The 23955-nt window shown below is 44.9% G+C and carries 17 protein-coding genes and 1 pseudogene; 11 read left to right on the forward strand and 7 right to left on the reverse strand.

Annotation, left to right across the window (positions count from 1 at the left end):
• Positions 1-101: 101 nt before the first annotated feature.
• The 5 genes from HLM86_RS00550 (at position 102) to tadA (ending at position 3737) form a co-directional block, all read left to right on the forward strand.
• Entirely contained in the window at positions 102-599 is a 498-nt protein-coding gene (locus HLM86_RS00550; protein WP_170882189.1) for a GspH/FimT family protein, read from the forward strand.
• Positions 600-1238: a PilW family protein gene (locus tag HLM86_RS00555; RefSeq protein ID WP_290312254.1), complete on the forward strand. Its 639-nt coding sequence runs from the start codon at positions 600-602 to the stop codon at positions 1236-1238. It begins immediately after the preceding gene.
• Positions 1239-2555, forward strand: a complete 1317-nt coding sequence (locus HLM86_RS00560; RefSeq protein ID WP_170882187.1) for a hypothetical protein — start codon at positions 1239-1241, stop codon at positions 2553-2555.
• Positions 2545-2955 (forward strand): hypothetical protein, encoded by a 411-nt coding sequence (locus tag HLM86_RS00565; RefSeq protein WP_076585674.1) that lies wholly within the window; start codon positions 2545-2547, stop codon positions 2953-2955. The genes HLM86_RS00560 and HLM86_RS00565 overlap by 11 nt, the downstream gene beginning before the upstream one ends.
• A 281-nt stretch (positions 2956-3236) precedes the next feature.
• Complete coding sequence (gene tadA / locus HLM86_RS00570) at positions 3237-3737, forward strand: tRNA adenosine(34) deaminase TadA (RefSeq protein WP_076585672.1); 501 nt, start codon at positions 3237-3239, stop codon at positions 3735-3737.
• Positions 3738-3780: 43 nt separating this feature from the next.
• On the opposite strand, the gene HLM86_RS20285 is transcribed toward tadA, so the two are convergent.
• Together HLM86_RS20285 and mltF are read right to left on the reverse strand one after the other, a co-directional pair.
• A complete protein-coding gene (locus HLM86_RS20285; RefSeq protein WP_281249457.1) occupies positions 3781-3912 on the reverse strand; it encodes a hypothetical protein in 132 nt (43 codons plus the stop codon).
• 172 nt (positions 3913-4084) lie between these two features.
• A complete protein-coding gene (gene mltF, locus HLM86_RS00575; RefSeq protein ID WP_170882186.1) occupies positions 4085-5596 on the reverse strand; it encodes a membrane-bound lytic murein transglycosylase MltF in 1512 nt (503 codons plus the stop codon).
• A 286-nt stretch (positions 5597-5882) separates the two neighbouring features.
• Here mltF and purL point away from each other — a divergent pair, with 286 nt between their 5' ends.
• The 3 genes and pseudogenes from purL to HLM86_RS00590 all read left to right on the forward strand — a co-directional run bounded on the left by purL (position 5883) and on the right by HLM86_RS00590 (position 11172).
• Positions 5883-9812, forward strand: a complete 3930-nt coding sequence (gene purL / locus HLM86_RS00580) for a phosphoribosylformylglycinamidine synthase (RefSeq protein WP_170882185.1) — start codon at positions 5883-5885, stop codon at positions 9810-9812.
• A 626-nt stretch (positions 9813-10438) separates the two neighbouring features.
• Positions 10439-10663, forward strand: a pseudogene (locus HLM86_RS00585) (DUF3622 domain-containing protein); the annotation flags it as partial.
• A 320-nt stretch (positions 10664-10983) separates the two neighbouring features.
• Positions 10984-11172 (forward strand): DUF4250 domain-containing protein, encoded by a 189-nt coding sequence (locus tag HLM86_RS00590; protein ID WP_076585666.1) that lies wholly within the window; start codon positions 10984-10986, stop codon positions 11170-11172.
• A 175-nt stretch (positions 11173-11347) separates the two neighbouring features.
• Here HLM86_RS00590 and HLM86_RS00595 read toward each other — a convergent pair whose 3' ends face one another.
• Positions 11348-12217 carry a TraB/GumN family protein gene (locus HLM86_RS00595; RefSeq protein ID WP_076585664.1) on the reverse strand — a complete coding sequence of 290 codons (870 nt, stop codon included), beginning with the start codon at positions 12215-12217 and terminating at the stop codon, positions 11348-11350.
• Positions 12218-12617: 400 nt separating this feature from the next.
• On the opposite strand from HLM86_RS00595, the gene HLM86_RS00600 reads away from it, so the two are divergent.
• Entirely contained in the window at positions 12618-15269 is a 2652-nt protein-coding gene (locus tag HLM86_RS00600; protein ID WP_170882184.1) for a beta-N-acetylhexosaminidase, read from the forward strand.
• A gap of 160 nt (positions 15270-15429) precedes the next feature.
• Positions 15430-15924, forward strand: coding sequence for a transcription/translation regulatory transformer protein RfaH (gene rfaH, locus HLM86_RS00605; protein ID WP_170882183.1), 495 nt, complete (start codon positions 15430-15432; stop codon positions 15922-15924).
• Between the two features lie 38 nt (positions 15925-15962).
• Here rfaH and asnB read toward each other — a convergent pair whose 3' ends face one another.
• The 4 genes from asnB to nagA all read right to left on the reverse strand — a co-directional run bounded on the left by asnB (position 15963) and on the right by nagA (position 21874).
• Positions 15963-17627 carry an asparagine synthase B gene (asnB, locus tag HLM86_RS00610; RefSeq protein WP_076585660.1) on the reverse strand — a complete coding sequence of 555 codons (1665 nt, stop codon included), beginning with the start codon at positions 17625-17627 and terminating at the stop codon, positions 15963-15965.
• 226 nt (positions 17628-17853) lie between these two features.
• On the reverse strand, positions 17854-19440 hold the full coding sequence (locus HLM86_RS00615) for a cation:proton antiporter family protein (RefSeq protein ID WP_170882182.1): 1587 nt from the start codon (positions 19438-19440) through the stop codon (positions 17854-17856).
• 80 nt (positions 19441-19520) lie between these two features.
• Positions 19521-20735: a DNA-binding transcriptional regulator NagC gene (nagC, locus tag HLM86_RS00620; RefSeq protein ID WP_076585656.1), complete on the reverse strand. Its 1215-nt coding sequence runs from the start codon at positions 20733-20735 to the stop codon at positions 19521-19523.
• Positions 20732-21874: an N-acetylglucosamine-6-phosphate deacetylase gene (gene nagA, locus HLM86_RS00625; protein ID WP_170882181.1), complete on the reverse strand. Its 1143-nt coding sequence runs from the start codon at positions 21872-21874 to the stop codon at positions 20732-20734. Before nagA ends, nagC begins: the two co-directional genes overlap by 4 nt.
• Positions 21875-22354: 480 nt before the next feature.
• Between nagA and nagE the strand changes: the two genes are divergently transcribed.
• Complete coding sequence (nagE, locus tag HLM86_RS00630; protein WP_076585652.1) at positions 22355-23842, forward strand: N-acetylglucosamine-specific PTS transporter subunit IIBC; 1488 nt, start codon at positions 22355-22357, stop codon at positions 23840-23842.
• The last annotated feature ends 113 nt before the right edge of the window (positions 23843-23955 follow it).

Consider the following 23955-nt stretch of genomic DNA (forward strand, 5'->3'; position numbering starts at 1 on the left):
CGAATTGTCTCTGGTTTCTGCCTCTTCACATTGTTTTATGATGTTAGTATTTCGACAAGTATGGTTCTTATTGCCGATTGTGTTTCATAAGGAATTGAGGAATGTCTCGGGGCTTTACATTTTTTGAGTTGATTATCACCTTGTTGCTCATAAGCTTGATGGTGTTGGAAGTGAGTGGGCGTTTAAACTCACTGTCTCCTTCGTTAAAAATGGCCAGACTCGCCACAGAATTAAAAGGATTCATATTGCTGGCAAAGTCTCAGGCGATTATGCGACAGCAATCTGTGTGGATACATCTGGAATGGCCAGAAGTCGGACCCTATTGGCAACTAACACTGACAGATAGCGCCAAATTAAATGAAGGCGTGGTTATCTTACGTTTGTCCGGTAAACCTTTTTCAGGGCTGAAATTGAAGAGTAATTACAGCGATAACCAAATCAGTTTTGATCCGTTTCATGGTCGACCCAAAAACGGCCGCCTGACTTTTTATTCCGTGCAAGCACCACAAGAATCGCTTCAAGTCAGGACGTACTATCGGTCAGCAATGGTCAGGGTTTGTGCAAGTACAGAAAAGTACCTTGATTATGAGACGTGTTAGATGCCGAAAAAACGGCGTCAAAAAGGAAGCGGTCTCGTTAGTTTTTTGATAGCTTCCTCCTTGAGTGTCATAGTGACAGCATTAGCCATCAGTCTATTGTTTTCTAGCTTGAAGAGGACTTCACTAAGACATCAGGAGCTCAGCTTATTACAAAGCATGCACAGTGTTTTATCTATGATGAAACGGGATTTACTGCGTGCAGGGTATTCTGGTAGCGACCTTGGTGTTACGAAGCTAGAGGGGGCTTCCCAAACTTATTTCATTCTCCAAGATCAGCACCGTACCTTAATTGCCGTCGCCTACGCGTCCACAACGACCAACTCAAGGAGGATTTACACTAACGTCGTTTACCAACGTAACGACAAGCACCCGCAAAAGTTAAGAATTTGTGCAAAACAATTACCTAGAGTTATCACGGTAAATGAAGCGAGTAACTTTAACGCCCACTTTGGTCATACGTGCAATACACTGTTTGATGCCGAGCATATTATAGTGACTCATTTTGAGATCCGCCAATATGACTCATTGTCCCGCACTCATCTGCCAAGCATGCTTAGAATTACTCTTGAAATAGCGGTACGTGCCTCCCCATGGATAAAAAAATCATCGTCGTTTGTTGTTAAACAGAGGAATGTGTAAGTGCTAGCTTACAGAGGGGCTGCCACAATGATGTTAGTCACTTTACTTGTGATAGCGACCTCCATTATCGTCATGGGTAGCGCACGCGCTTTGTTCTACCAAATCCAGCAAAGTCACAATGAGGTGGCGGCTAGGCAAGCTCATTGGCAGATAGAAGGAGGGCTGGAATGTGTTTATAGCCAAGTTCAGATATTAGATGATCCATTTGCTTTGAAGGGGTTATCTCAATGTCAGGCCGCCATGCAGTTGGATTCGCTCTCTGTTGAAGTCGGCATACCCATAGTGGTTCGTGCCACCCGTGGTTTTATGACACATCAGAAATCATTCAGATTGCCGCAGCTGACAATCAAAAGCCCCATTACGGCTGTCTCAGATCTGATCATTAATGGCGCAATCACGGTCTCTCCGGAGCCAGGCAACCGAGTGGCGCCGCATCGATGGGCCTGCGTATCCGTTCGATACCAGAATCGATTCTTTGCCACCAGTTATAGTACGCTGCATCCTTACCTGACTGCAAAGTCTTCACGGTACTTCCCTCAAAGTAACGCTCAAGGTCAACATCAATGTGCCCCGGAGTCTTACACGGATTTTACGTGGCAGTTATCGTCAACGAGTAATGATTTTGTTCAGGTTCATAAGATTGATGCGTTCCACGAGGTATTTAATGTGCCGCGCACACGTTGGTTGACCGTGATGAAAGATGAGTCAACGTTTGGCTACATCCCCAGCGGGCTGATGAAGCTCTCAGTGAAGCAGGCGAGCGATTTACCCGTGGCACAGTTTATTTCCGATTGTGGGGAAGCGATCGTGAAGCAAATTCAAAATAATAAAAATGCTCTCTGGTTATATGGGAGCTGCGAGCTTGAGCCGAAAGATTTAAGGAATATCAATGCAGCGATACGTTCCTATTTTAAGGGGAGTGGTATTTTACTTGTGATTCACAATGGTATTTTATCAATCAGTGGAGATCTGGCTTTGAATGGGCTGGTCTATCAGCTGATTACCGATGAGTTTTGGGCTTATGATAAGACCGCGCGTCTTGTGGATTGGTCTAAGACAAAAAATGATGATCGTATAGCAAGCACTATTGACGAGATACATGCATTCTCTTTGCCAATCGTTAGGGGCGAACAGTCAGTGAGTTACTTTCAAAATGGGGCTTTTTTTCCAACCGGTGGATTGATATTGGATGCACCAAATACGTATGCTGTTGTGAACACATCATTGAATACTCAGTACCAGAAACAGATCACTGAGCGGCTAGCTCGCAAGTGGCATGGTCGCCAGTGGGTTAGTGGGTCGTGGAATGATCAATAGCTCTAAAGGAGGGAGTCTAATTGAAGTGTTGATCGCCTCTGTGTTATTAGCGATCAGTGCCTTGTCGCTGCTCAAACTACAGATTTATATTGAATCCAATGCAAAGGCTTCTGAACGAAAAATGACAGCACTGTCTATTGCAGAGTCAGTATTGGAGCGATATACCATGCCAGATGAGTTCTTTAATCAGAGCCACGATTTTTTGACACTCAGCCCGTTTGCTTGCCAAGCCTCCCCGTCTTGTCAGGCACCGACAACAGAGCAATATCAAACCCATTGTCAAGTAAGTGCTGTTGTGAATATGGGGACCCCTTTTTATCGAGTGGATGTTGAAGTCTGTTGGTGGGATCGCCACGGAAACAAGCAGTCGGTCAATCTATCGACTGGCGTGTCGAAATGACGTGAAATAGACTGACTAATAGCTAAGTTGCAATAGAAATTCGATTAACATGGTTTTAATAATGTGACTACGGCTAGGCCATGACACTAAGGAACACATAGGTTTAGTGATTATGCTTATCTGTGGCAATTTTATAAACGATGGCGACCATTTTTCGTTATTTTATGTATTTTAGCTGAGTTTTTCAGTCTGTAACCTTATGCCAAGATGCAAAAAAGTTGACTCCGTCTGCTAAAGCCATACACTTTTTATCTTTGACGCCTAAAAAATAGGATTCAGTTTTGTCACATCAACAATTTACACCCCAAGATCAATATTTTATGCGTCAAGCTATCGCGCTTGCCGAACAAGCAGAATCTGAGGGAGAGGTCCCTGTCGGCGCTGTATTGGTGAAGGATGGTGAGATTATTGCAAAGGGGTGGAACCAATCTATTGGTCATCATGATGCTACCGCGCATGCCGAGATGCAGGCTTTGCGACAGGCGGGCCAAACCTTGATGAACTACCGACTAATCGATACCACGTTATACGTGACCCTAGAGCCCTGCCCAATGTGTGCGGGTGCGTTGCTCCATAGCCGGGTCAAGCGTGTGGTGTTTGGTGCGCCTGACCTAAAAGCGGGTGCGGCGGGGACGGTACTCAATCTTTTTGAACATCAAGCGGCCTATCACTATGCGGAAGTGGAAGGTGGCTTAATGGAGCATGAGTGCCGTGAACAGCTTCAAGCGTTTTTTAAGCGTCGTCGAAAAGAGAAAAAAGAGCAGAAAAAGCGGGAAGGCTAGGGGGTTTAAGCAAACACCCGATTCAGGTGTTTGCCAAGACAATTCAGGCACAGATAAGTTGCATAAACGCACGATGACGAGCGATCACTTTCTTCTTGTTATTGCTGATCATTCTTTTACGTCGATTTGCCGAAACGGTTTTATTAATGCGTTTGGATCGCATTGTACGTCTCATAAGTTCTCTCCTATTCACTGTAAATTAAGATAGCAGGCCTTCTTTTACCAGCCGATTGTTACCGTTTAAATAATATCGCTTTTCATTTTCTATCTGCCTTATGTATGGGGCAAGATTCATTAATTCAAGGGCGTACAATGAGGTAAATGGTACGCACTGAAATTCAACGATGTTAATTGGTTTCGATTGGTCTTAGGTCAAGAGCACTTGATACTGAGTTTCGTGGTGCCTCAATCACGGTAAGATCGTCGAGGCTCAAATCACTATTATCAGAAGACTTTTGGGCCAAGTGCCCGATGATGCTTTGATAATAACGTCGGATGTTTTCTACATAGTTTTTAGCTTCATCTCCCCGTGCGTAGCCATAGCGTGTCTGGCTGAAGTACTTTCTTTGTCGCAATAAGGGTAGACGATCTTTCACATCGGCCCATGAATCAGGGTTCCCTCCTTGACGTTTGGTTAGACGTCTCGCATCCATCAGATGGCCGTAGCCGACGTTATAAGACGCTAAAGCAAACCACATTTTCTCGTGATGCTCGATGGAATCGGGAATACGATCCACCATTCTACGTAAGTATTCCACGCCGCCACGAACAGACTGTTGGGGATCGAGTCGATTGGTTACGCCGACACTTTTTGCGGTCGGAAGGGTCAACATCATCATGCCACGAACCCCAGTTGGAGATTTGGCCAAAGGATTCCAATGTGACTCCTGATAGGCTAAAGCGGCAACCAATCGCCAGTCAAATTCATCAGAATACTCCTTAAACAACGGAGACCATTGAGGAAGCGTTGAATCAAGAGCTCGAATAAAGGCTCGGGTATCAACATAGTCAAAGGTACCAATATGACCAATGTACTTTTCTTCCAAAGACGCCAAATGACCGGATTGCTTGATATAACCGAAGAATTCAATCATTAAGGCGTATAGGCTTTCATCTTCAGAGCGTCTTACAAACCACGAGATAGGTTGATCTTCTGTTAATTCAAAGGCAAGAGCGATATCTGGGTAGATACGTTGTGACAGAGAAACTTCAACTGAATCTGCAACTGTGAACATCAGCTCGCCGTTGGAGACTTGCTTGAGTAAGTCGCTGACTTCCGCTTCGGGGTCGACTTCAAAAGGAAAGTCAGGATGTTGTTCCTCTCTGATGGCACTTAATGTTTGCTTGATGTGGGAATCACTGATGACCTTTAACATGGGGGTCTTGTCATCAGGATCACGTCGCTGAGGTTGTCGATTAATCAGTTGAGCGAGGTTGCGTGGCCTCCACTGGCCCTTTTTATACACCACCTGTTGGCTGACATAGTAGTACGCAGGGCCAGGGCGAAAGTTAGCCACTCGCTCGGGAGATTGAGTCAGACCTGCAGCAATCATATCAATTTCGCCATTCTTTAGTGCGGGGTACAGTGAGGAAATCCGGTACGCAGGTTTCATTTCCAATTGAACACCCAGTTCATTGGCAAATTCTCGGGCAAGCTCGTAATCCAATCCCGCGGGGCCATCTGGACCAATATAGTAGGATAATTGGTTATTTAAGGTCCCGACTCTTAACACGCCGCGTTCGCGAATTTGGTCTAAATCATTTTTTGGCTCTGATTCAATTTGGCATCCAGAGAGCATCAAGACGGAAAAAAGTAAGGTAATGATTGATGTCCATCGGGTCAAATAAGGCTTTTCCATTGAGCAGTCTCTCAAGCTTAAAGTAGAGCATTTATATCAAAGTAGGAAAACAAGGCAAGTCAATCAGACCGAGTTCGAGGCAAATATTCGCAAATAGGAGACCTGCGGCAATTCAAACTTGACAAAAAAAATGACGCAAACGGTTGCTTTTGGTGTTACATCACAAAAATAATTCCTTTATAATGCGCCCGCATGAGGAGGTGAAATCGGCATAAGTTCGTACTGCATTGACTGTTGGAATCTATGCCAATATCACCTTAATCAATTGTATAAGAGACCTAAGCACATGAAAATTTTGCGTGGCTCCCCAGCTCTTTCTGAGTTTCGTGTTACCAAACTGTTGGAACTTTGCCGTGAACAAGCTCTACCTGTAACAGGCGTTTACGCAGAGTTTATGCACTTTGCTGAACTGACTGCAGAGCTGAATACTTCTGAAGCAGATAAACTGGAAAAGTTGCTGACTTACGGCCCAAGCATTGAGGAACATGAGCCTCAAGGTCTTCTTTTCCTTGTCACGCCTCGTCCAGGAACCATCTCACCTTGGTCTTCTAAATCGACCGATATAGCCATCAACTGTGGTCTTAAACAAGTTAAGCGTCTTGAACGTGGTACTGCTTACTATTTGACAACCACATCACCACTGACATTGGCGCACACCGAACAACTGAAAGCGCTGATTCACGATCGTATGGTGGAATCGGTATTTACTCAGTTTGAAGATGCCTCTGAATTGTTTACTGAGGCAAAACCAAAGCCTGTACTGGATGTTGACGTCTTATCAGGCGGTCGTTCTGCGTTGGTCGAAGCAAACGTTTCCCTAGGTTTAGCACTGGCTGAAGATGAGATTGACTATTTGGTCGAGAGCTTTCTCAAATTAGGGCGTAATCCGAACGACATTGAACTTATGATGTTTGCTCAGGCAAATTCTGAGCACTGTCGCCACAAAATCTTTAACGCTGATTGGACAATTGATGGGGTCGATCAAAGTAAATCATTGTTTAAAATGATTAAAAACACTTATGAAACCACGCCAGAAAACGTCTTATCGGCCTACAAAGATAATGCAGCAGTAATGACAGGCTCAATGGCTGGCCGATTTTTTCCTGACCCGACATCTCGCCAATACCAATATCATCAAGAAAATACTCATATTCTGATGAAGGTAGAGACACACAATCACCCTACCGCCATTTCGCCTTGGCCTGGTGCCTCAACTGGTTCTGGTGGTGAGATCCGTGATGAAGGGGCTACGGGAATTGGTGGTAAGCCTAAAGCAGGCTTGGTTGGGTTCACAACATCGAACTTGCGAATCCCCGGTTTTGAACAACCTTGGGAAACAGATTTCGGCAAGCCAAACCGTATTGTCAATGCGCTGGATATTATGCTGCAAGGGCCTTTAGGCGGGGCTGCATTCAATAACGAATTTGGTCGGCCTAACCTGCTTGGCTATTTCCGCACTTATGAAGAAAAAGTCACCTCTCATGCGGGGGAAGAAGTTCGCGGTTATCATAAGCCAATCATGATTGCTGGTGGCATGGGCAATATCCGTGACGGTCATGTCCAGAAGAAGGCGATCCCTGTCGGCGCGAGTCTTATTGTTCTAGGGGGGCCGGCAATGAACATCGGCCTTGGCGGCGGTGCGGCATCCTCTATGGCTTCTGGTCAATCCGCTGAAGATTTGGATTTTGCCTCTGTCCAACGTGAAAACCCGGAGATGGAGCGCCGATGTCAGGAAGTGATAGATCGTTGCTGGCAGCTGGGTGAAGACAACCCGATAGCGTTTATCCACGATGTTGGGGCTGGTGGTATCTCAAATGCTTTGCCTGAATTGGTTGACGATGGCCAGCGTGGGGGGCGCTTTCAGCTCCGTCAAGTCCCTAATGATGAGCCTGGAATGAGCCCGTTGGAAATTTGGTGTAACGAATCACAGGAACGTTATGTGATGGCTGTTGCACCTGAAAATATGGCGACATTTGAAGCCATTTGTCGACGCGAACGTGCACCTTACGCTGTGGTTGGGGTGGCAACAGAAGAACGCCACCTGACGTTGGACGACGCGTACTTCGATAATACGCCCATCGATATGCCGATGGATATCTTGTTGGGGAAAGCACCCAAGATGCATCGCGATGCGGCTACGTTAAAAGTGGAGAGTCCGGCAATGGACCTCCAAGCTGTTGAGCTTAACGAGGCGGTAGACCGGGTACTTCGCCTCCCAGCCGTTGCGGAAAAAACCTTCCTTATTACGATTGGTGATCGCTCCGTGACTGGGTTAGTGGCGCGAGACCAAATGGTGGGACCGTGGCAGGTGCCAGTTGCTAACTGTGCCGTTACAGCTGCAAGTTATGATACATACCATGGTGAAGCGATGTCGATGGGAGAGCGGACACCAGCAGCATTGCTTGATTTTGGCGCTTCTGCACGTTTGGCGGTCGGGGAGTCTTTAACCAATATTGCAGCCACTGATATTGGTGATATTAAACGTATTAAGTTGTCTGCGAACTGGATGTCCCCCGCGGGTCACCCCGGCGAAGATGCGGGGTTATACGAAGCGGTAAAAGCTGTCGGTGAAGAATTATGTCCGGCGTTGGGACTGACTATTCCTGTCGGTAAGGATTCGATGTCAATGAAGACCCAGTGGGATGAACAGGGTGAACACAAAGAAGTCACCTCACCGCTGTCATTGGTGATCACTGCCTTTGGTCGAGTTGAAGACGTGCGCAAGACGATTACCCCTCAGTTGCGGACGCCATCGACGCTAAAAGGCTTGGGCGAGACGTCCCTCATGCTGATTGATTTGGGTAATGGCAAAAACAGACTTGGTGCAACAGCGTTGGCGCAGGTATACAAGCAGTTGGGCGATAAGCCCGCTGATGTCGATAGCCCCGAGCAGTTAAAAGGTTTCTTTGATGCCATGCAGTCTCTTGTTCGTCAGGAAAAGGTCGTCGCTTATCACGACAAAGGTGACGGTGGTTTATTTGTTACTTTGGCTGAAATGGCTTTTGCGGGTCATTGTGGCCTGAATGTTGACATGACAACGTTGATTACCGAGGGAAATATTTTAGCGACTTTGTTTAATGAAGAACTTGGCGCGGTTATTCAGATCAAAAATGAACATTTGGATTCCGTTCAGTCTATCCTCGCTGCTCATGGTCTTGCGACGTGTTCACATATTATTGGCTGTGTCGAAGACTCAGATCGTATCACTATTTCGTGCTGTGATTCATTAATCCTAGATCGATCTCGCACGGAATTACGTGCTATCTGGGCTGAGACGACGCATAAGATGCAAGCTTTGCGTGATAACCCTGATTGTGCAGACCAAGAGTTCTTAGCGAAGAAAGACAATGATGACCCTGGCCTGAATGTCACGTTGAGCTTCGATGTCAATGAAGATATTGCGGCGCCAAGTATTGCCGCTGCAATGGTCAATACCGGTGCTAAGCCTAAGATGGCGATTCTACGAGAGCAAGGTGTTAACTCTCATGTAGAAATGGCCGCAGCATTTGATCGTGCCGGTTTTGAGGCGACGGATATCCACATGAGTGACATCCTCACCGGCCAAGCCGTGCTTGAACAGTATCAAGGTCTGGTCGCTTGTGGTGGCTTCTCATACGGTGATGTCTTAGGTGCAGGGGAAGGTTGGGCGAAGTCAATTTTGTTTAACTTACAGGCTCGTGAGCAATTTGAACGTTTCTTTGCCCGTCAGGATAGTTTCTCATTAGGGGTGTGTAATGGTTGTCAGATGCTGTCCAATCTCAAGGAGCTGATTCCGGGATCTGAGTTGTGGCCACGTTTTGTTAGAAATGAATCTGAGCGTTTTGAAGCGCGTTTCAGTTTAGTCGAAGTACAAAAGTCGGATTCCGTCTTTTTGGAAGGAATGGCAGGGTCCCGCATACCGATTGCGGTCTCTCATGGGGAAGGGCGAGTTGAAGTCCGAGATGCCAATCACCTTAATTCGATTGAAGCTTCTGGAACCGTTGCTTTGCGTTACGTTGATAACCATGGGCAACCGACTCAGCAGTATCCGAATAATCCGAATGGGTCGCCTAATGCCATCACAGGGCTGACGACGACTGATGGTCGAGTCACGATTATGATGCCGCATCCAGAGCGTGTATTCCGTACTGTTGCCAATTCTTGGGCACCGCAAGATTGGGGTGAAAACGGCGCATGGATGAGAATGTTCCAAAATGCGCGTAAGCTTATTGGTTAAGTTCTGTGTCCTCTTAGACTCGAAAGAATGTCGATCGTTTGAGGCACTTGAACGAACTTGAGGCGGTATAAGCATCCCCACTAACTTTGTTCGTGGGGATTTTTATGTTTGCTCAAGAGTTGGTGCTGGCCTGCACAAAAAGCCGTTTGGCTGGGACTACAACGTAATCAATCGACTAAGGAAGTGTGTCGTTCTTTTGACCTAGCTCTTCAACCCGAACAAACATAAACCCTACTATCAATGGCGCTTAGTCGGCCTGATGGCTACCGAGCAAACTCTAGCAAACTCTAGCAAAGGCGAGAAAGCATAAGTCACTGCATTTTGCCGGATAAAAGAAAGAACCGAACGTTTCCACACTCAGTCCTTTTTGCCCCTACAGATACCCGGTTAGATATAAACATTGGTGCTTATCAGAGCGGCATTAGAGCGAGAGGCCGGCATTTTTTGTCAGCTAACGGATGAAATAGGGAGTGAAGACTGGTCAATAAGAAAGTGAATTTTTACAGCAAACTCGTCTTTTTTGTGCTCTAATACCCGGCTTACCGAGGGTGGTGTTAAACAGTCGAGCTTAAATGGCGTTGTCAAATTGACCGAGTCCCTGATTTATCCCTTAGGAAATAAAAGTAATGTCTAAAAGTAAAAAATTCGCTATCCGTGTGACTGAAAAACGTGAAGGTTGGTGCGCCGAAATTACGCGTCAGGTGACGTCTCGTAAAACCGTTGTTTCAAAGCGTGAAATGGGTTTTGAAACTCAAGAGCTTGCCCAAGCATGGGGTGAAAAAGAGCTGGCTGATTTCATTAAAAATCAAACAGAGCGCAACGCACGTAAATCAGCACAAAGGAAAGCCCGAAAAGCGGATTAATTGACTCGCTTTCCCGATAGGTAAAGGATGACTTTTGTAACAAAAAGGTTGGCTTAAACGCCAACCTTTTTGTTCTTTAATCCGTCAAAAAGATGTTTGAATTGAAAGCGATGGCTGTGTGGGTAGGTTGGATAACTACTGGGTACGACTTTGGCGCGAACAGCAGTGAAAATGTTGCCTTCTGATGAACGAGGAATAATCTCAGTCATTTCTTGCGTTTTGAATTGGACTGATTAGGTGAAAAGCGATTATGGCAGAGAGATATGATGTCATACTTGCCTGATAATAAAAGATGTTGAGGATAAATTATGAGTTTAGAGCGTTTCGAGGCAATGGATACGTTTATTTTGTTAAGCATGGTCAATATGAAGCTAAGAGATGAGTTTAGTGATATTGATAGCCTAGTTAAATTTTATGATATTGATAAAGAAAAACTCGTGAATAAGCTGGCACAGGCAGGCTTTGAGTACCTAGAAGATACTGGTCAGTTTCGTTAGTCGCTAGATAGCTCATCGTCCCTGAGCCGAAAAGTTTTAAATACTGGCATGCTTTTTCCCAATGAGCCAAGCAACACCTTCACCCCGAATCAGGCGGTCTCTATATTACTCCTCAATTTCATTCCATCGCAGACTGTGTTCGCAACAAAGCAGAGCTAACAATGAAAACGCAGAGCTAATACTGAAATTGGCAATTGGCTTCGGTACTTAACGAGAGTTGAGTGACCTTAAACCCTTTTTTCGCTAGAAGTTGTAGGAGGCTTTGCTCACCTAACAAATGCAGAGTTCCGACGACTAAAATATAGTCACCAGTGCTCTTTTTTGTCCAGATAGGCTGGGCAAGCTTATCAGCCCAGTCATTATTCCGACGAGTGATAAGGGCTTTTTCTAATTCCGGCGACATCTCTGAAAGTTCAGCAAATTCATTGAGTTTTTTTACGTCGCCCGCTTTCCAACTTTTAATTAAACAGTGGGTGGTATCTTCGGAGTGATCAAACTCTTCAATGGTGCTGATCAGCAGCTCTTTGCCCGATTGCTCCAGTTTGGTAAGAAGATCAATTTGAAACTGGATGGATTCGAGACCAATGATGGGAAGGCTACTTTGCTCTGCTTGTGCAATTAACTTTCTATCGACACCATCTGAAGCTTGGTAACCAAGATATTCAATTTGACGCATTTGAAGAGCTAGAGCTGTAGCCCAAGGGGGGGATAATAATAACTCTTGTGTGTTGAGGTTTAGCAGGTTTGCTAACCCCTTGAGTTCGTCTTTCTGTTGGGGGGCTAGAACATCTTGGCTTTGTATTCGCGTGGGTGGGTACTTGACCTCAGTGGTCTCTCTGATATCACTCTCAATGATTAAACCATCACTGGACACCAATTTATCGGTCAACGTTTTGGGTAATGGATACATGCTCTCATTACCGATATGCACTGACCCGATGATCAAATAATTTAACTTCCCCTTTTGTGCTTTCCAATAGAGCGGCTCCGCCATTGTGCTTGTGCAAGAAATAAGGGTTAAGCTAATGAATAATAATTGCCTCATGTTGTCCAGTCACCTTCAGGAAAAATTGTTGATTTGGATCTTTTAACGTTGATTAACGTTGGATATACGAGTTGTTAATCACAAATTAGTCTTTTATTTAAATGTGAAATGATTTTAACCCATTCAGAGTTGTGAACCAAAACTTAATAATATCTTAAGTATGATAAATTTTTGAGACCTTTCTCTCAGTAAGGGTGTTAAATTGATTGTGTCGCTTTTGACGTTTATGTTAAGTATATGTTAATTAAGGCTTTTGCGTTCAACTCTGTCTAATGCATTGAATTAGATCACGATTGTGGTTTCATGATTTTACGTTTTTTGATCATCAATCTATCGTTTACTGATATTAAATCTATCACCCTGTTAAGTGGGCTCGGTTTATTTTGTAGAGGTAAATATGATGTTGAAATACAGTTTTTTTGCACTTTCTATGCTCGCTTCATCTGTGAGTGGTGCCACGTCTCAAGTATCCCAACAGTATGTGGTTGATACCCTTGCAGAGCAACTCAATATTGATTATGAAATCATCACAAACCATGGCGCTGCGAATGGGCTTGCATGTCAGGATCTTGGAGCTGAATGGGCATCGTGTAACCAAGTTAATATGACATTAGTGAATCAAGGTCGAGCGGTTGATTCTAAAGATTGGGAGATTTATTTTCACAGTATTCGTTTGATTCTGGATGTCGACAATGAGCAGTTCAAGATCACCCATCTAACGGGTGATTTGCATAAGCTAGAGCCTACAGAACAATTTGATGGCTTTGCTTCTGGTGAAGAGGTAGTACTTCCTTTAATTGGTGAGTATTGGCAGCTTTTTGAAACAGATTTTATTCCCGGGGCGTTTGTTTCCTCACCAAACAGTAAGCCGAAGAGAATCGTTTCTTTAGATACGGAAGACGTTGGTTCATTTGTGTCTGGATTGGAAGGTGAAAACCTTAAGCGTACTCCGGACGATAATAATGTGTTTAGTGATGCGATTTCTCGTTTCAATCACAACAGGGGGCTTGCAAAAAAAGAGGTGACGGCTGCACTACTGCCAACCCCCAAACACATTCGTTCCAGAGGATGGCCAATTGATATTTCCGATGGGCTTGCTTTACCTGCAACGCCATTTTCAGAGGACGAATTCAATGCAATTCGTGCTCGTGCTGAGGTAATTGGCGTTGATCTTAATGGCAACTTTCCTATTCGTATTGTTATTGCTCCCGCGAGTTTCTCTGCTGAACTTTCAAAATCTGGCGCTTATAAAATGCGGATTAAGCGCAATGGGGTTTCAATCAAAGCGTTTGACCAAGCAGGTGCTTTCTACGCAATGCAGTCCATTTTTGGATTGATTGACATCCAACGTCCTCGTTACTTACCGCAAGTCGTGATTAAAGATGCGCCGCGATTTGCTTATCGGGGGCTGATGGTTGATGTGGCGCGCAATTTCCATTCCAAACAATCGATTTTGGCGACGCTTGACCAAATGGCGGCGTATAAAATGAATAAACTTCATCTCCATCTGACTGATGATGAGGGGTGGAGGTTAGAGATACCTGGGCTGCCTGAGCTGACCAGCATTGGTGCTCAGCGATGTTTTGATTTGGAGGAAACGCAGTGCTTGCTTCCTCAATTGGGTTCAGGTCCATCAACGGATAATTTTGGTAGTGGTTATTTTAATCGAGCGGATTACATAGAAATCGTTGAATATGCTAAGGCTCGCCATATTGAAGTGATTCCAGAGATAGATATGCCCGCTCATGCGCGTGCAGCCGTGATATCAATGGAAGCTCGTTATGAGCGCCTTCGGCTGAAAGGTGATGAACATGGCGCCAAGGAATTCCGCCTGATGGATCCTCAAGATTCATCGAACGTGACGACGGTACAGTTCTACAACAAACAAAGTTTTATCAACCCGTGTTTAGACTCTTCACATCGCTTTGTAAATAAAGTGATGTCTGAGGTTGCTGATATGCATAACGAAGCGGGTATGCCATTGACCACATGGCATTTTGGTGGTGATGAAGCGAAGAATATAAAGCTGGGGTCTGGTTTTCAGGACATCAACGCCGAGGACAAGGTCAGTTGGAAAGGGAATATTGATCTCTCTATTCAAGACAAACCTTTCGAGCAGTCACCACAATGTCAAAAGTTGATTGAAGATGGGACCGTTATAGATTTCAGTCATCTACCCAGTTATTTCGCGCAGAAAGTCTCTGAAATGGTTGCTGAAAAAGATCTTCCTAGTTTCCAAGCTTGGCAGGATGGTTTGAAGTACAGCGAGGGTGCTAACGCCTTTGCAACCAAAAATACTCGGGTGAATTTCTGGGATGTGCTTTATTGGGGCGGATCGACCTCTGTATACGAGTGGGCTCAAAAGGGGTACGACGTGATCGTATCTAGCCCAGATTATCTCTATATGGATATGCCGTATGAAGTGGATCCAAAAGAGCGTGGTTATTATTGGGCGACCAGAGCCACGGATACTCGTAAAATGTTTGGATTTGCCCCTGAAAACATGCCACAAAACGCAGAAACATCGCTTGACCGAGATGGCAATGGCTTTGTTGGCAAGGGAGAGATTGAAGCGGCGCCATTTTATGGACTATCTGCTCAATTGTGGTCTGAAACGGTGCGCAATGATGAGCAGTATGAGTACATGGTCTTCCCTCGAGTACTCGCTGCTGCGGAACGGGCTTGGCATCGAGCTGAATGGGAGAATACGTATCAAGTCGGTGTGGAATATTCGCAGGAAACCAATCATGTTAACAAGAGAGCATTGAAGCGAGATTACAACCGCTTCGCCAACATTCTTGGTCAACGAGAGTTAGCAAAGCTAGAAAAATCGGGTATCGATTATCGATTACCTGTGCCTGGAGCTAAAGTGAAAAAAGGTAAGCTTATGATGAATGTCCAGTTTCCTGGGGTGGAGCTCCAGTATTCTACCGATGGGGAGCAATGGAAAACGTACTCAGATTACGCTCGCCCATGGGTGAAAGGAAAAGTGTTCATTCGCTCGGTCTCAGTTTCAGGTCAACGTTCAAGCCGTGTCACTAGTATTGAATGAAGGTTTGATTGAGATTGACGCTCTCTTTTTGGAGACGAGCACGCTTGATGGCAACTGAAGTCTTTGAAGATAACGGAGGTCTGATGTGCAGCGCCGTTCAATTACATCGGCTTTGCGAAGTGGTACTATTGAAGTAGAGATGCATGTGTTGGGCTGAAAAATGAAACAATGGTATTTACTTTACTGCAAGCGTGGTGAACAGCAAAGAGCTAAGTTACATTTGGAAAATCAAGGGGTTGAATGTTATTACCCGAAAACGCAAATTGAAAAAATTGTTAGGGGTAAAAGACAATTAAGAGCGGAGCCTTTGTTTCCCTCTTATGTATTTGTACGCTTTGATTCAGAAGTGGGCCCCACCTTTACTACTTTGCGTTCAACTCGAGGTGTAGTTGATTTTGTTCGACAAGGTGTTAGACCTCAAATTCTTCAAGGGGATTTGATCTATACAATGAAACAAGCCGAACAATCTCAGCAAGAAACCTTTCAAACTTTAATTCCCGCGCTTGGTGAGCGTGTGCGTATTGGTAAGGGAGAGTTTGCTGGGTTCGAGGCGATTTATCAGCAGCCTGATGGCGAGATGCGTTCGATTTTGTTGGTGGAGCTCCTCAGTACTTTGGTGCCAGTCAGCATCGACAATATCTATCTCGAGATCTAGGAGGAAGAGGCACCTAAATGTGCCTCTTTTGTTCAGTCTCAATAGGCGTCATTATGGACGTTGGCAACGGCTCGTCCAGATGGGTCAACGCAGTTTTTGAAAGACTCATCCCATTCTATTGCTTTTGCCGACGAGCAAGCTACTGATGGCCCGCTTGGAACACATTCAGCAGCAGAAGGGAGAGGGAAAAGCTCCTCGAAAATCTCGCGATAGACATAACCTTCTTTTGTTGTTGGTGTGTTATAGGGGAAACGGAAGTTCGCCGCTTCCATTTGTTGGTCGGTGATTTTTGCTTCAGCCACTTCTTTTAGTGTATCAATCCAACTATAGCCAACCCCATCAGAAAACTGTTCTTTTTGACGCCATGCAATTGAATCAGGTAAGTAATCCTCGAAGCACTCGCGCAGAATGTGTTTTTCCATTTTACCGTTACCGCACATTTTATCTTTGGGGTTCAGGCGCATCGCAACATCGATAAATTCCTTGTCTAAAAAGGGAACCCTTCCTTCGACGCCCCATGCTGCTAGAGACTTGTTTGCTCGCGCGCAGTCGAACATGTTGAGTGCGAGTAATTTACGTACGGTTTCTTCATGGAATTCTTTTGCGTTGGGCGCTTTGTGGAAATACAGGTAGCCACCAAAAATTTCATCGGCGCCTTCACCTGAAAGTACCATCTTGATGCCCATCGCTTTTATCTTTCTTCCCATCAAGTACATAGGGGTTGATGCACGTATCGTCGTCACATCGTAAGTTTCAATGTGGTAGATGACATCGCGAATGGCGTCCAAACCTTCTTGAATGGTATACGTCATTTCGTGATGCACCGTTCCGATTTTGTCTGCGACTTCTCGCGCCGCTTTTAAATCCGGAGCATCTTCAAGCCCAACTGCAAATGAATGAAGTTGAGGCCACCAAGCTTCAGACTTTCCATCATCTTCAATACGCATCGCCGCATAACGTTTCGCGACTGCAGAAGTAATCGAGGAATCCAATCCTCCTGAAAGCAACACCCCGTAAGGGACATCAGTCATAAGTTGTCGCTTTACCGCCGCCTCTAGGGCTTGAGTTAGCTCCTCTTTGCTGGTGGTGTTACCTTCAACGGCAGCATAATCATTCCAGTCGCGTTTATAATAACGTTGAGGCGCGGTTTCGCGGCTGGTGTAAAAACTGCCGGGAGGAAACTCACTGACGGTTCGACAAACTGGCACTAGGGCCTTCATTTCCGAGGCGATGTAATAGTGGCCATGCTCATCATACCCCTGGTAAAGTGGGATGATACCGATGTGATCGCGTCCAACAAGATAGTGATCTTTTTCTTCGTCATACAGCACGAATGCAAAAATACCATTCAGTTCTTCAAGCAATGACTCACCCATGTCTTGATACAATGCTAGGATGACCTCGCAGTCAGAATCTGTCTGAAAGTCATATTGACCTTCATAACGGGCACGCAACTCTTTGTGGTTATAGATTTCACCATTGACGGCAAGTATGTGTTTTTTGTCAGCGCTATACAGGGGTTGTGCCCCACTATTTAGACCAACGATGGCAAGACGTTCATGGGCTAGAATGGCTTTGTCCGATGCATAGATCCCAGACCAGTCTGGGCCGCGATGACGAAGCGTTTTGGACATCTCTAATGCAATCGGACGCAAAGCCTGAGCATCACTCTTTATATCTAAAATACCAAAGATAGAACACATACCAATTCCTTTTTTAATCAATTTTATCTGCTGGCTCCAATTTGCCATTCTGATTAAATAAATCAATACTTATCGATTAAATGGTTTAACTACATGGCTATTGATTAGATATTTTCTATAAAAAATGGGATAAAAGTAAATCTTATCCATATTGAGGTTGATTTGTGACCAGTTTGAAAGGTGTCAAAGGATAGGCAGTGAGTGTCACTGCCTAAGTCGACTGACTTTATAGCGTGTTAAACTTAGGTTTGAGCTGTTTGCAAACATTACGAGCAAAACCACTTCCTGCTTCGCAGTAGAGACTAAACGCAGCGTCGGCACCACTTTCAAGTAGGTTCTCTAATTGATCTGGGTAATCAGCAATAGCCGCAATTTGTCCCTTAAATCCTTTCTTTTTTAGTTGTTCGAGAGCTGTTTGATTACCTTGATGGTGGGGCATTGCCAGCAGGACCAGTTTTACTTGGGCGGTATCCAAGATACGTTCCCAAAAGTCAGGGTCAGTCGCATCACCTTGGATAACATTGCGGTGCTCTGACTGATGTTCGAGCGCCGCGTCTTCTTTTATTTCGATACCAAGACAAACGTTACCGTAATGACACAGAAGCTCATCGTAAGCACCGGTGCCTATTCTGCCCATACCTAAAATGAGTACTTGTGCATTTCCAGGATTAATTAGTTGATCTCGAGAGTGGAGTCTTTCTGCGGCGTGTTCTTTGAGCCAGTGTCCACAGCGCCGATACAGTTCATGCCCTTTGCGGTTGAGCGGAGAAGCGATAATAAACGACATCGACACTGACATTGCGAGCGCAACTAAGACATCCGACTCCATCCACCCCATCTTAAAGGCAAGCCCGCCAACAATTAAACCAAATTCGCTGAAGTTAAAGAGACTCAACGTCGCGAGTAGCGACGTTCGAACTCGAAACTTGAAGGCATTGAGTACCAGAAAATACAATCCGCCTTTGAGTGGGAGGAGGAGGAGGAATAAAATGGCGAGCGCAAAACCGGATAAGTTCGGTTGCGCAGCGAGACCAATATTGAGAAAAAAGCAGACGAGAAAAAGCTCTTTAAGATTAAAAAGAGATTTTGACAGTTCTGAGGCTTTGTGATGCCCTGCGAGCAGCATTCCTAGGATTAAGGCGCCAAGGTCAGGCTTCATTCCCACGAATTTGAAAAGGCCCGCACCTACGACCAACGCAAAGAAAATGCCAGAGAGAACTAGCATTTCACTATGGCCGACCCAATCGAGAATTTTATAGAAAGCAGGACGAAGCAAAGGCAAAGCAAACAATGCAATCGCATACCACTGTGGCAACTTCCCTGTTGAAGCGGTGAGAAAGACAACGGCAAAGATATCTTGCATGACCAAAATACCAATAGCGAGCGTGCCGTAGGTTGCGTTCATTTCTCCTTTTTCTTGTAACGATTTAACCGCAAATACGGTGCTGGAAAAAGAAAGAGCGAAACTCAGTAGGACGACCTGTTCGATCGACATGTGGACCAAAGTGCTAACACCGGCGAATTTAAAACACAGAAGGACGAGACTAAACAAGGCGGTAGAGAACAGGTTTTGTATCGTCGCACCAGCCCATATTTCTTTTGAAAGCAGTATCTTAACGTCCAGTTTTAGGCCAATGGTAAACAGAAGCAGGGTCACACCGAGATCGGCGAGTGTGATGATGGTTTGATTGGTTTGAAAACCAGCGGCGTGAAGCCCAAATCCAGCCAGAAGAAAGCCCACGAGAGGAGGCAAGTGACATTTAAGGGCGACAAAACCGGCGATAAATGCAACGGAAATTAAAATGAGTTCCATATAGGTCTTATTCTTATTAAAAAAATGGGTTACTTAATACTGTAACCCATTATTTTAGAGTCAACTGATTGTTTAGTCGATCAATCTTCGAGAAGCTTTTGCAGAAGAATACCATTAAGCATAGCGCGTTTGATCATTGCAAAAGCACCGATGGTCGGGTACTTATCGATTTCAGAGGCGACAATCGGCAGATCTTTATGGAAAGTAGGGAGGGATTGATTTTCGACATTGCGTCTGATAGCTGGAAAAATAATATCTTGACAGCGAGTAATTTCGCCAGCGATAACAATCTTTTGTGGATTAAACAAGTTGATCGTCATAGCAATGGCTTTACCCAACTGATTACCGACTCGAGTTAAACTTTGAGCAGACAGTTCATCGCCCATGTTGGCATGGTCACAAACCTCTTTGATGGTAATAGAATCTAAGCCTGAAAGACTCGACCCATACCCTTGTTTGATCAGTTTTTGGACCCGTGTGATGATGGCGGGGTTGGCTGCGACGGTCTCCAGACAGCCAAAGTTACCGCACTGGCATTGCTCACCTAACGGATCAATTTGAATATGACCGATTTCTCCAACGTTGTGGTTAAAGCCAAGAAAAACGTTTCCATTGACGATGATACCAGCACCTGTTCCTCGGTGAACACTGACCAAAATAGAATCCTGACAGTCTTGGCTGGCACCAAAATAGTGTTCCGCTAATGCCATTCCTCGGACATCGTTGCCGACAAAACACCTTACATGGAACTTGTGTTCCATTAGCTCTGCTAGCGCTAAATTATCAATGGAAATATTTGGCATGTATTCTACCACGCCCGTTTCTGGGTTGACTAAACCTGGTAATACTATGCCTATTGAAATCAAGTGGTTAATGACCATCTGATTAGATTTTACAAATTGCTTGAGGTGGGAGGTTAGGCCTTCAACCAAATCTTCCTGATTGGAATAGAAAAACTCCTGATAGTCAGAAATGAGCTCTTGACCACCGAGATTGTATAAACTGAATTGAAGATAATCTCGGCCCAACCGCACAGCGATTGAGTGAAAGGGGTCGACCTCGGTGGTCAGAGAAATAGCCCTTCTTCCTCCCGTTGAGGCTTGCTGCGCCACTTCTTTTATAAGACCCCGTTCTAACAGTTGACGAGTGATTTTTGTTACGCTTGCGGGTGCTAACTGACTGACGTCAGCGACCTGAATACGAGAGATGGGGCCTTGTTGGTCAATGAGCCTGTATACGGCTGCACTGTTGAGTTGTTTAACGAGATCTACGTTTCCTATTTGTCCGCCATTCATGCTTCATTTTGCTCATATTGTCCATTCACTATGGTCGCCTGAACCTTAAAGTCACGGTCAAATATCGCCAGGTTTGCCACCATGCCTTGTTCAATCTGGCCTAGTTGGTCGTCGACGCCTATTGCCTTTGCAGGATACAAAGTAGCCATGCGGAGTGCTTCATTCAGAGCGATACCGACTTGCTCAACGGTATTTTTTATTGCTTCGATCATGGTCAGCGCTGAGCCGCCTAGTGTGCCGTTTTCATCCACACATTGACCATCACGGTAATATACTTTCTTACCAACAAAAATAAAGTAATCCATGTCAGCACCTGCAGGAGCTGTGGCATCCGTCACTAATACCAACCTTTCCCCCATTATTTTGTGGGCAATACGAATGTTGGCATAATCGACGTGGAAACCATCGGCAATGACACCAGCGTAGACTTCTGGTGTGTCGTAGATAGCACCAACGACTCCTGGTTCTCTGCCCGTCATTGGTGTCATCGCATTAAATAAATGAGTCGCAAATGTAATTCCGTCATCAAAGCTTGCACGTGCTTGAGCATATGTGGCGTCAGTATGGCCGATGGAAACAACAATTCCTGCACGTTTCAAACGCATAATATGCTCGGGGTCATTGTGCTCCGGAGCGAGTGTTACCTTGGCGATAATGTCCGCGTTGTCACAGATAAAATTGATCATGCTGTCGTTGGACGGGCGAATATGGTCAATGTTATGGATGCCTTTCCTCTTCTTGTTGAGAAAGGGGCCTTCCAAGTGCAGCCCGAGTGACTGGTTTTTATATTGGTTGTGATAGTGGCGAGCCGCTTTTACAGCCTCTCGGATGTCTTGATCAGATGACGTGATCAGTGTAGGAAGAAAGCTAGTACAGCCGGACCTGAGGTTAGCGTTATGCATTGTTTCCATGGTCTTTGAACTGATGTCGTTATTAAGCATCACCCCACCACAACCGTTTAACTGTAAATCAATAAACCCAGGACTGAGGCGGGCACCATTTAAGTTCTTAATCTCGATACCTTCGGGGAGATCAGTGATTGGGCACACTGATTCAATCGATTGATCTTTGATGACAACAGCATGATCAACCAGAATGTCGTTGCCAGTGAAGATGGTACAGTGAGTTAGCGCATACATGGTTACCCAATCCTTATCGATTTGAATTTTTTAGTTATTATTTGTGTCTGACTATACTGGTTGTCAGAGAAAATGTACGTTATTGGTGAACTTCAATTAGGCTGAAAAATATGTTTATCAATTGGTTTCGTATTGTATATGAAAGTATCAGCAATCACATTCAAAAGCTTGTCCTGCATAGGTCACAAGGCCGAGCTCTAGCCTGATTTTTCTTTGTGCCCAGAATTTAGTTGGGGAGAAAGGAGGCAAGATTAACGTTACTTTTGGCGAAACATTATCATTTTTTATATTGTAAAATAAGTTTTATGATCTCGCTAGCAAAACACTCGGATTGACGGCAGTGGAAGTGATAGAAATCACAAATAATAAGGTTTTAATTTGCGAGGTAAAATTAATTCCATAAACTGAACGGTACTAAATTGAGTGGCTAAAAAAAGTTGTTCAGATAAGAAATTATAAATCCTTTAGGGGGAACTCAATGTGAATGTTTTCGGATATTTCCAACAAGTAGGTAAAGCGCTAATGGTACCCGTTGCCACGCTGCCTGCTGCAGCAATATTGATGGGACTTGGCTACTGGTTCGACCCAACTGGGTGGGGAGCGAACAATGCATTGGCAGGTTTCCTTATTAAAGCGGGTAGCGCCATTATCGATAACATGTCTTGGCTGTTTGCTGTCGGTGTGGCGTATGGTATGTCAAAAGATAAAGATGGTGCTGCCGCTTTAGCTGGCTTGGTGATGATGTTTGTTGTTACCAAATTGCTCTCGCCGGATGCAGTGGCACAAATTCGATCCATAGACGTAAGCTCGGTCCCCGATGCATTTGCTAAAATTGAAAATCAGTTTGTCGGTATCGTCGTAGGGATTATTTCAGCGGAAATCTATAATCGATGTTCTCACGTCGAGCTGCCTAAAGCGCTAGCGTTTTTTTCCGGTAAGCGCTTGGTGCCTATTCTCACTTCCTTCGCAGGGATCCTTCTTTCATTCCTCCTTATGTATCTGTGGCCGACCATGTATGGCGAGTTGGTGAGTTTTGGTAAGAGTATTCAAGGCATGGGTGAAGTGGGGGCTGGTATTTATGCGTTCTTCAACCGCTTGCTGATTCCTGTTGGATTGCATCATGCATTAAATTCTGTGTTTTGGTTCGATGTTGCGGGCATTAATGATATTCCCAATTTCTTGGGGGGAGCCCAATCCATCGCTTCTGGTACAGCAACGGTTGGCGTGACAGGTATGTATCAAGCGGGTTTCTTCCCGATAATGATGTTTGGTCTTCCTGGCGCAGCATTGGCGATTTATCATACTTCCACAGCTAAAAACAAACATAAAGTTGCGTCAATAATGATGGCGGCAGGCTTTGCTTCCTTCTTTACCGGAGTGACAGAACCGCTAGAATTTTCGTTTATGTTTTTAGCGCCTCTGCTGTTTTTGTTGCACGCGGTATTAACTGGAATTTCTGTCTTTATTGCTGCAAGTATGCACTGGATTGCGGGTTTCGGTTTTTCTGCCGGGCTAGTGGATATGGTTTTGTCAACTCGTAATCCTTTAGCCGTCAACTGGTATATGTTGATTGTTCAAGGTTTGGTATTCTTCGCCATCTACTACGTCGTGTTTCGAACAGTGATTGTGAAATTTGATCTTAAAACACCGGGTCGCGAGGACGATAGTGATGAAGGTGCTGTCATCACTGACAATTCCTCTGAATTGGCGAGACAGTATTTGAAAGCCTTGGGCGGACATGAAAACCTGACTGGAATCGATGCGTGTATCACTCGTTTGCGCCTTACCATAAAAGACGCTAGCGTCATCAATGAAAAAACCTTAAAAGCACTTGGTGCGTTGGGGGTGGTTAAGCTAGGGGCTAACAATCTTCAGGTGATATTAGGGCCTTTGGCTGAAATCATTGCTGGTGAGATGAAAGCGATCAGTGTCAGTGATGATTTAGCGGATATTACGTTGCCTCAATAGAATAGAGACAACCAAATACCGAAAGCCTTCCCTGTGGAAGGCTTTTTTTATGGTGTTTTTTTGGCGGTTTCATGACCTAAAGTGCGCCAGAAAAGACTAATTTGATGAATATT

This window comes from Vibrio ostreicida, from assembly GCF_013074385.2.
In the GTDB taxonomy this organism is placed as follows: Bacteria; Pseudomonadota; Gammaproteobacteria; order Enterobacterales; family Vibrionaceae; genus Vibrio; species Vibrio ostreicida.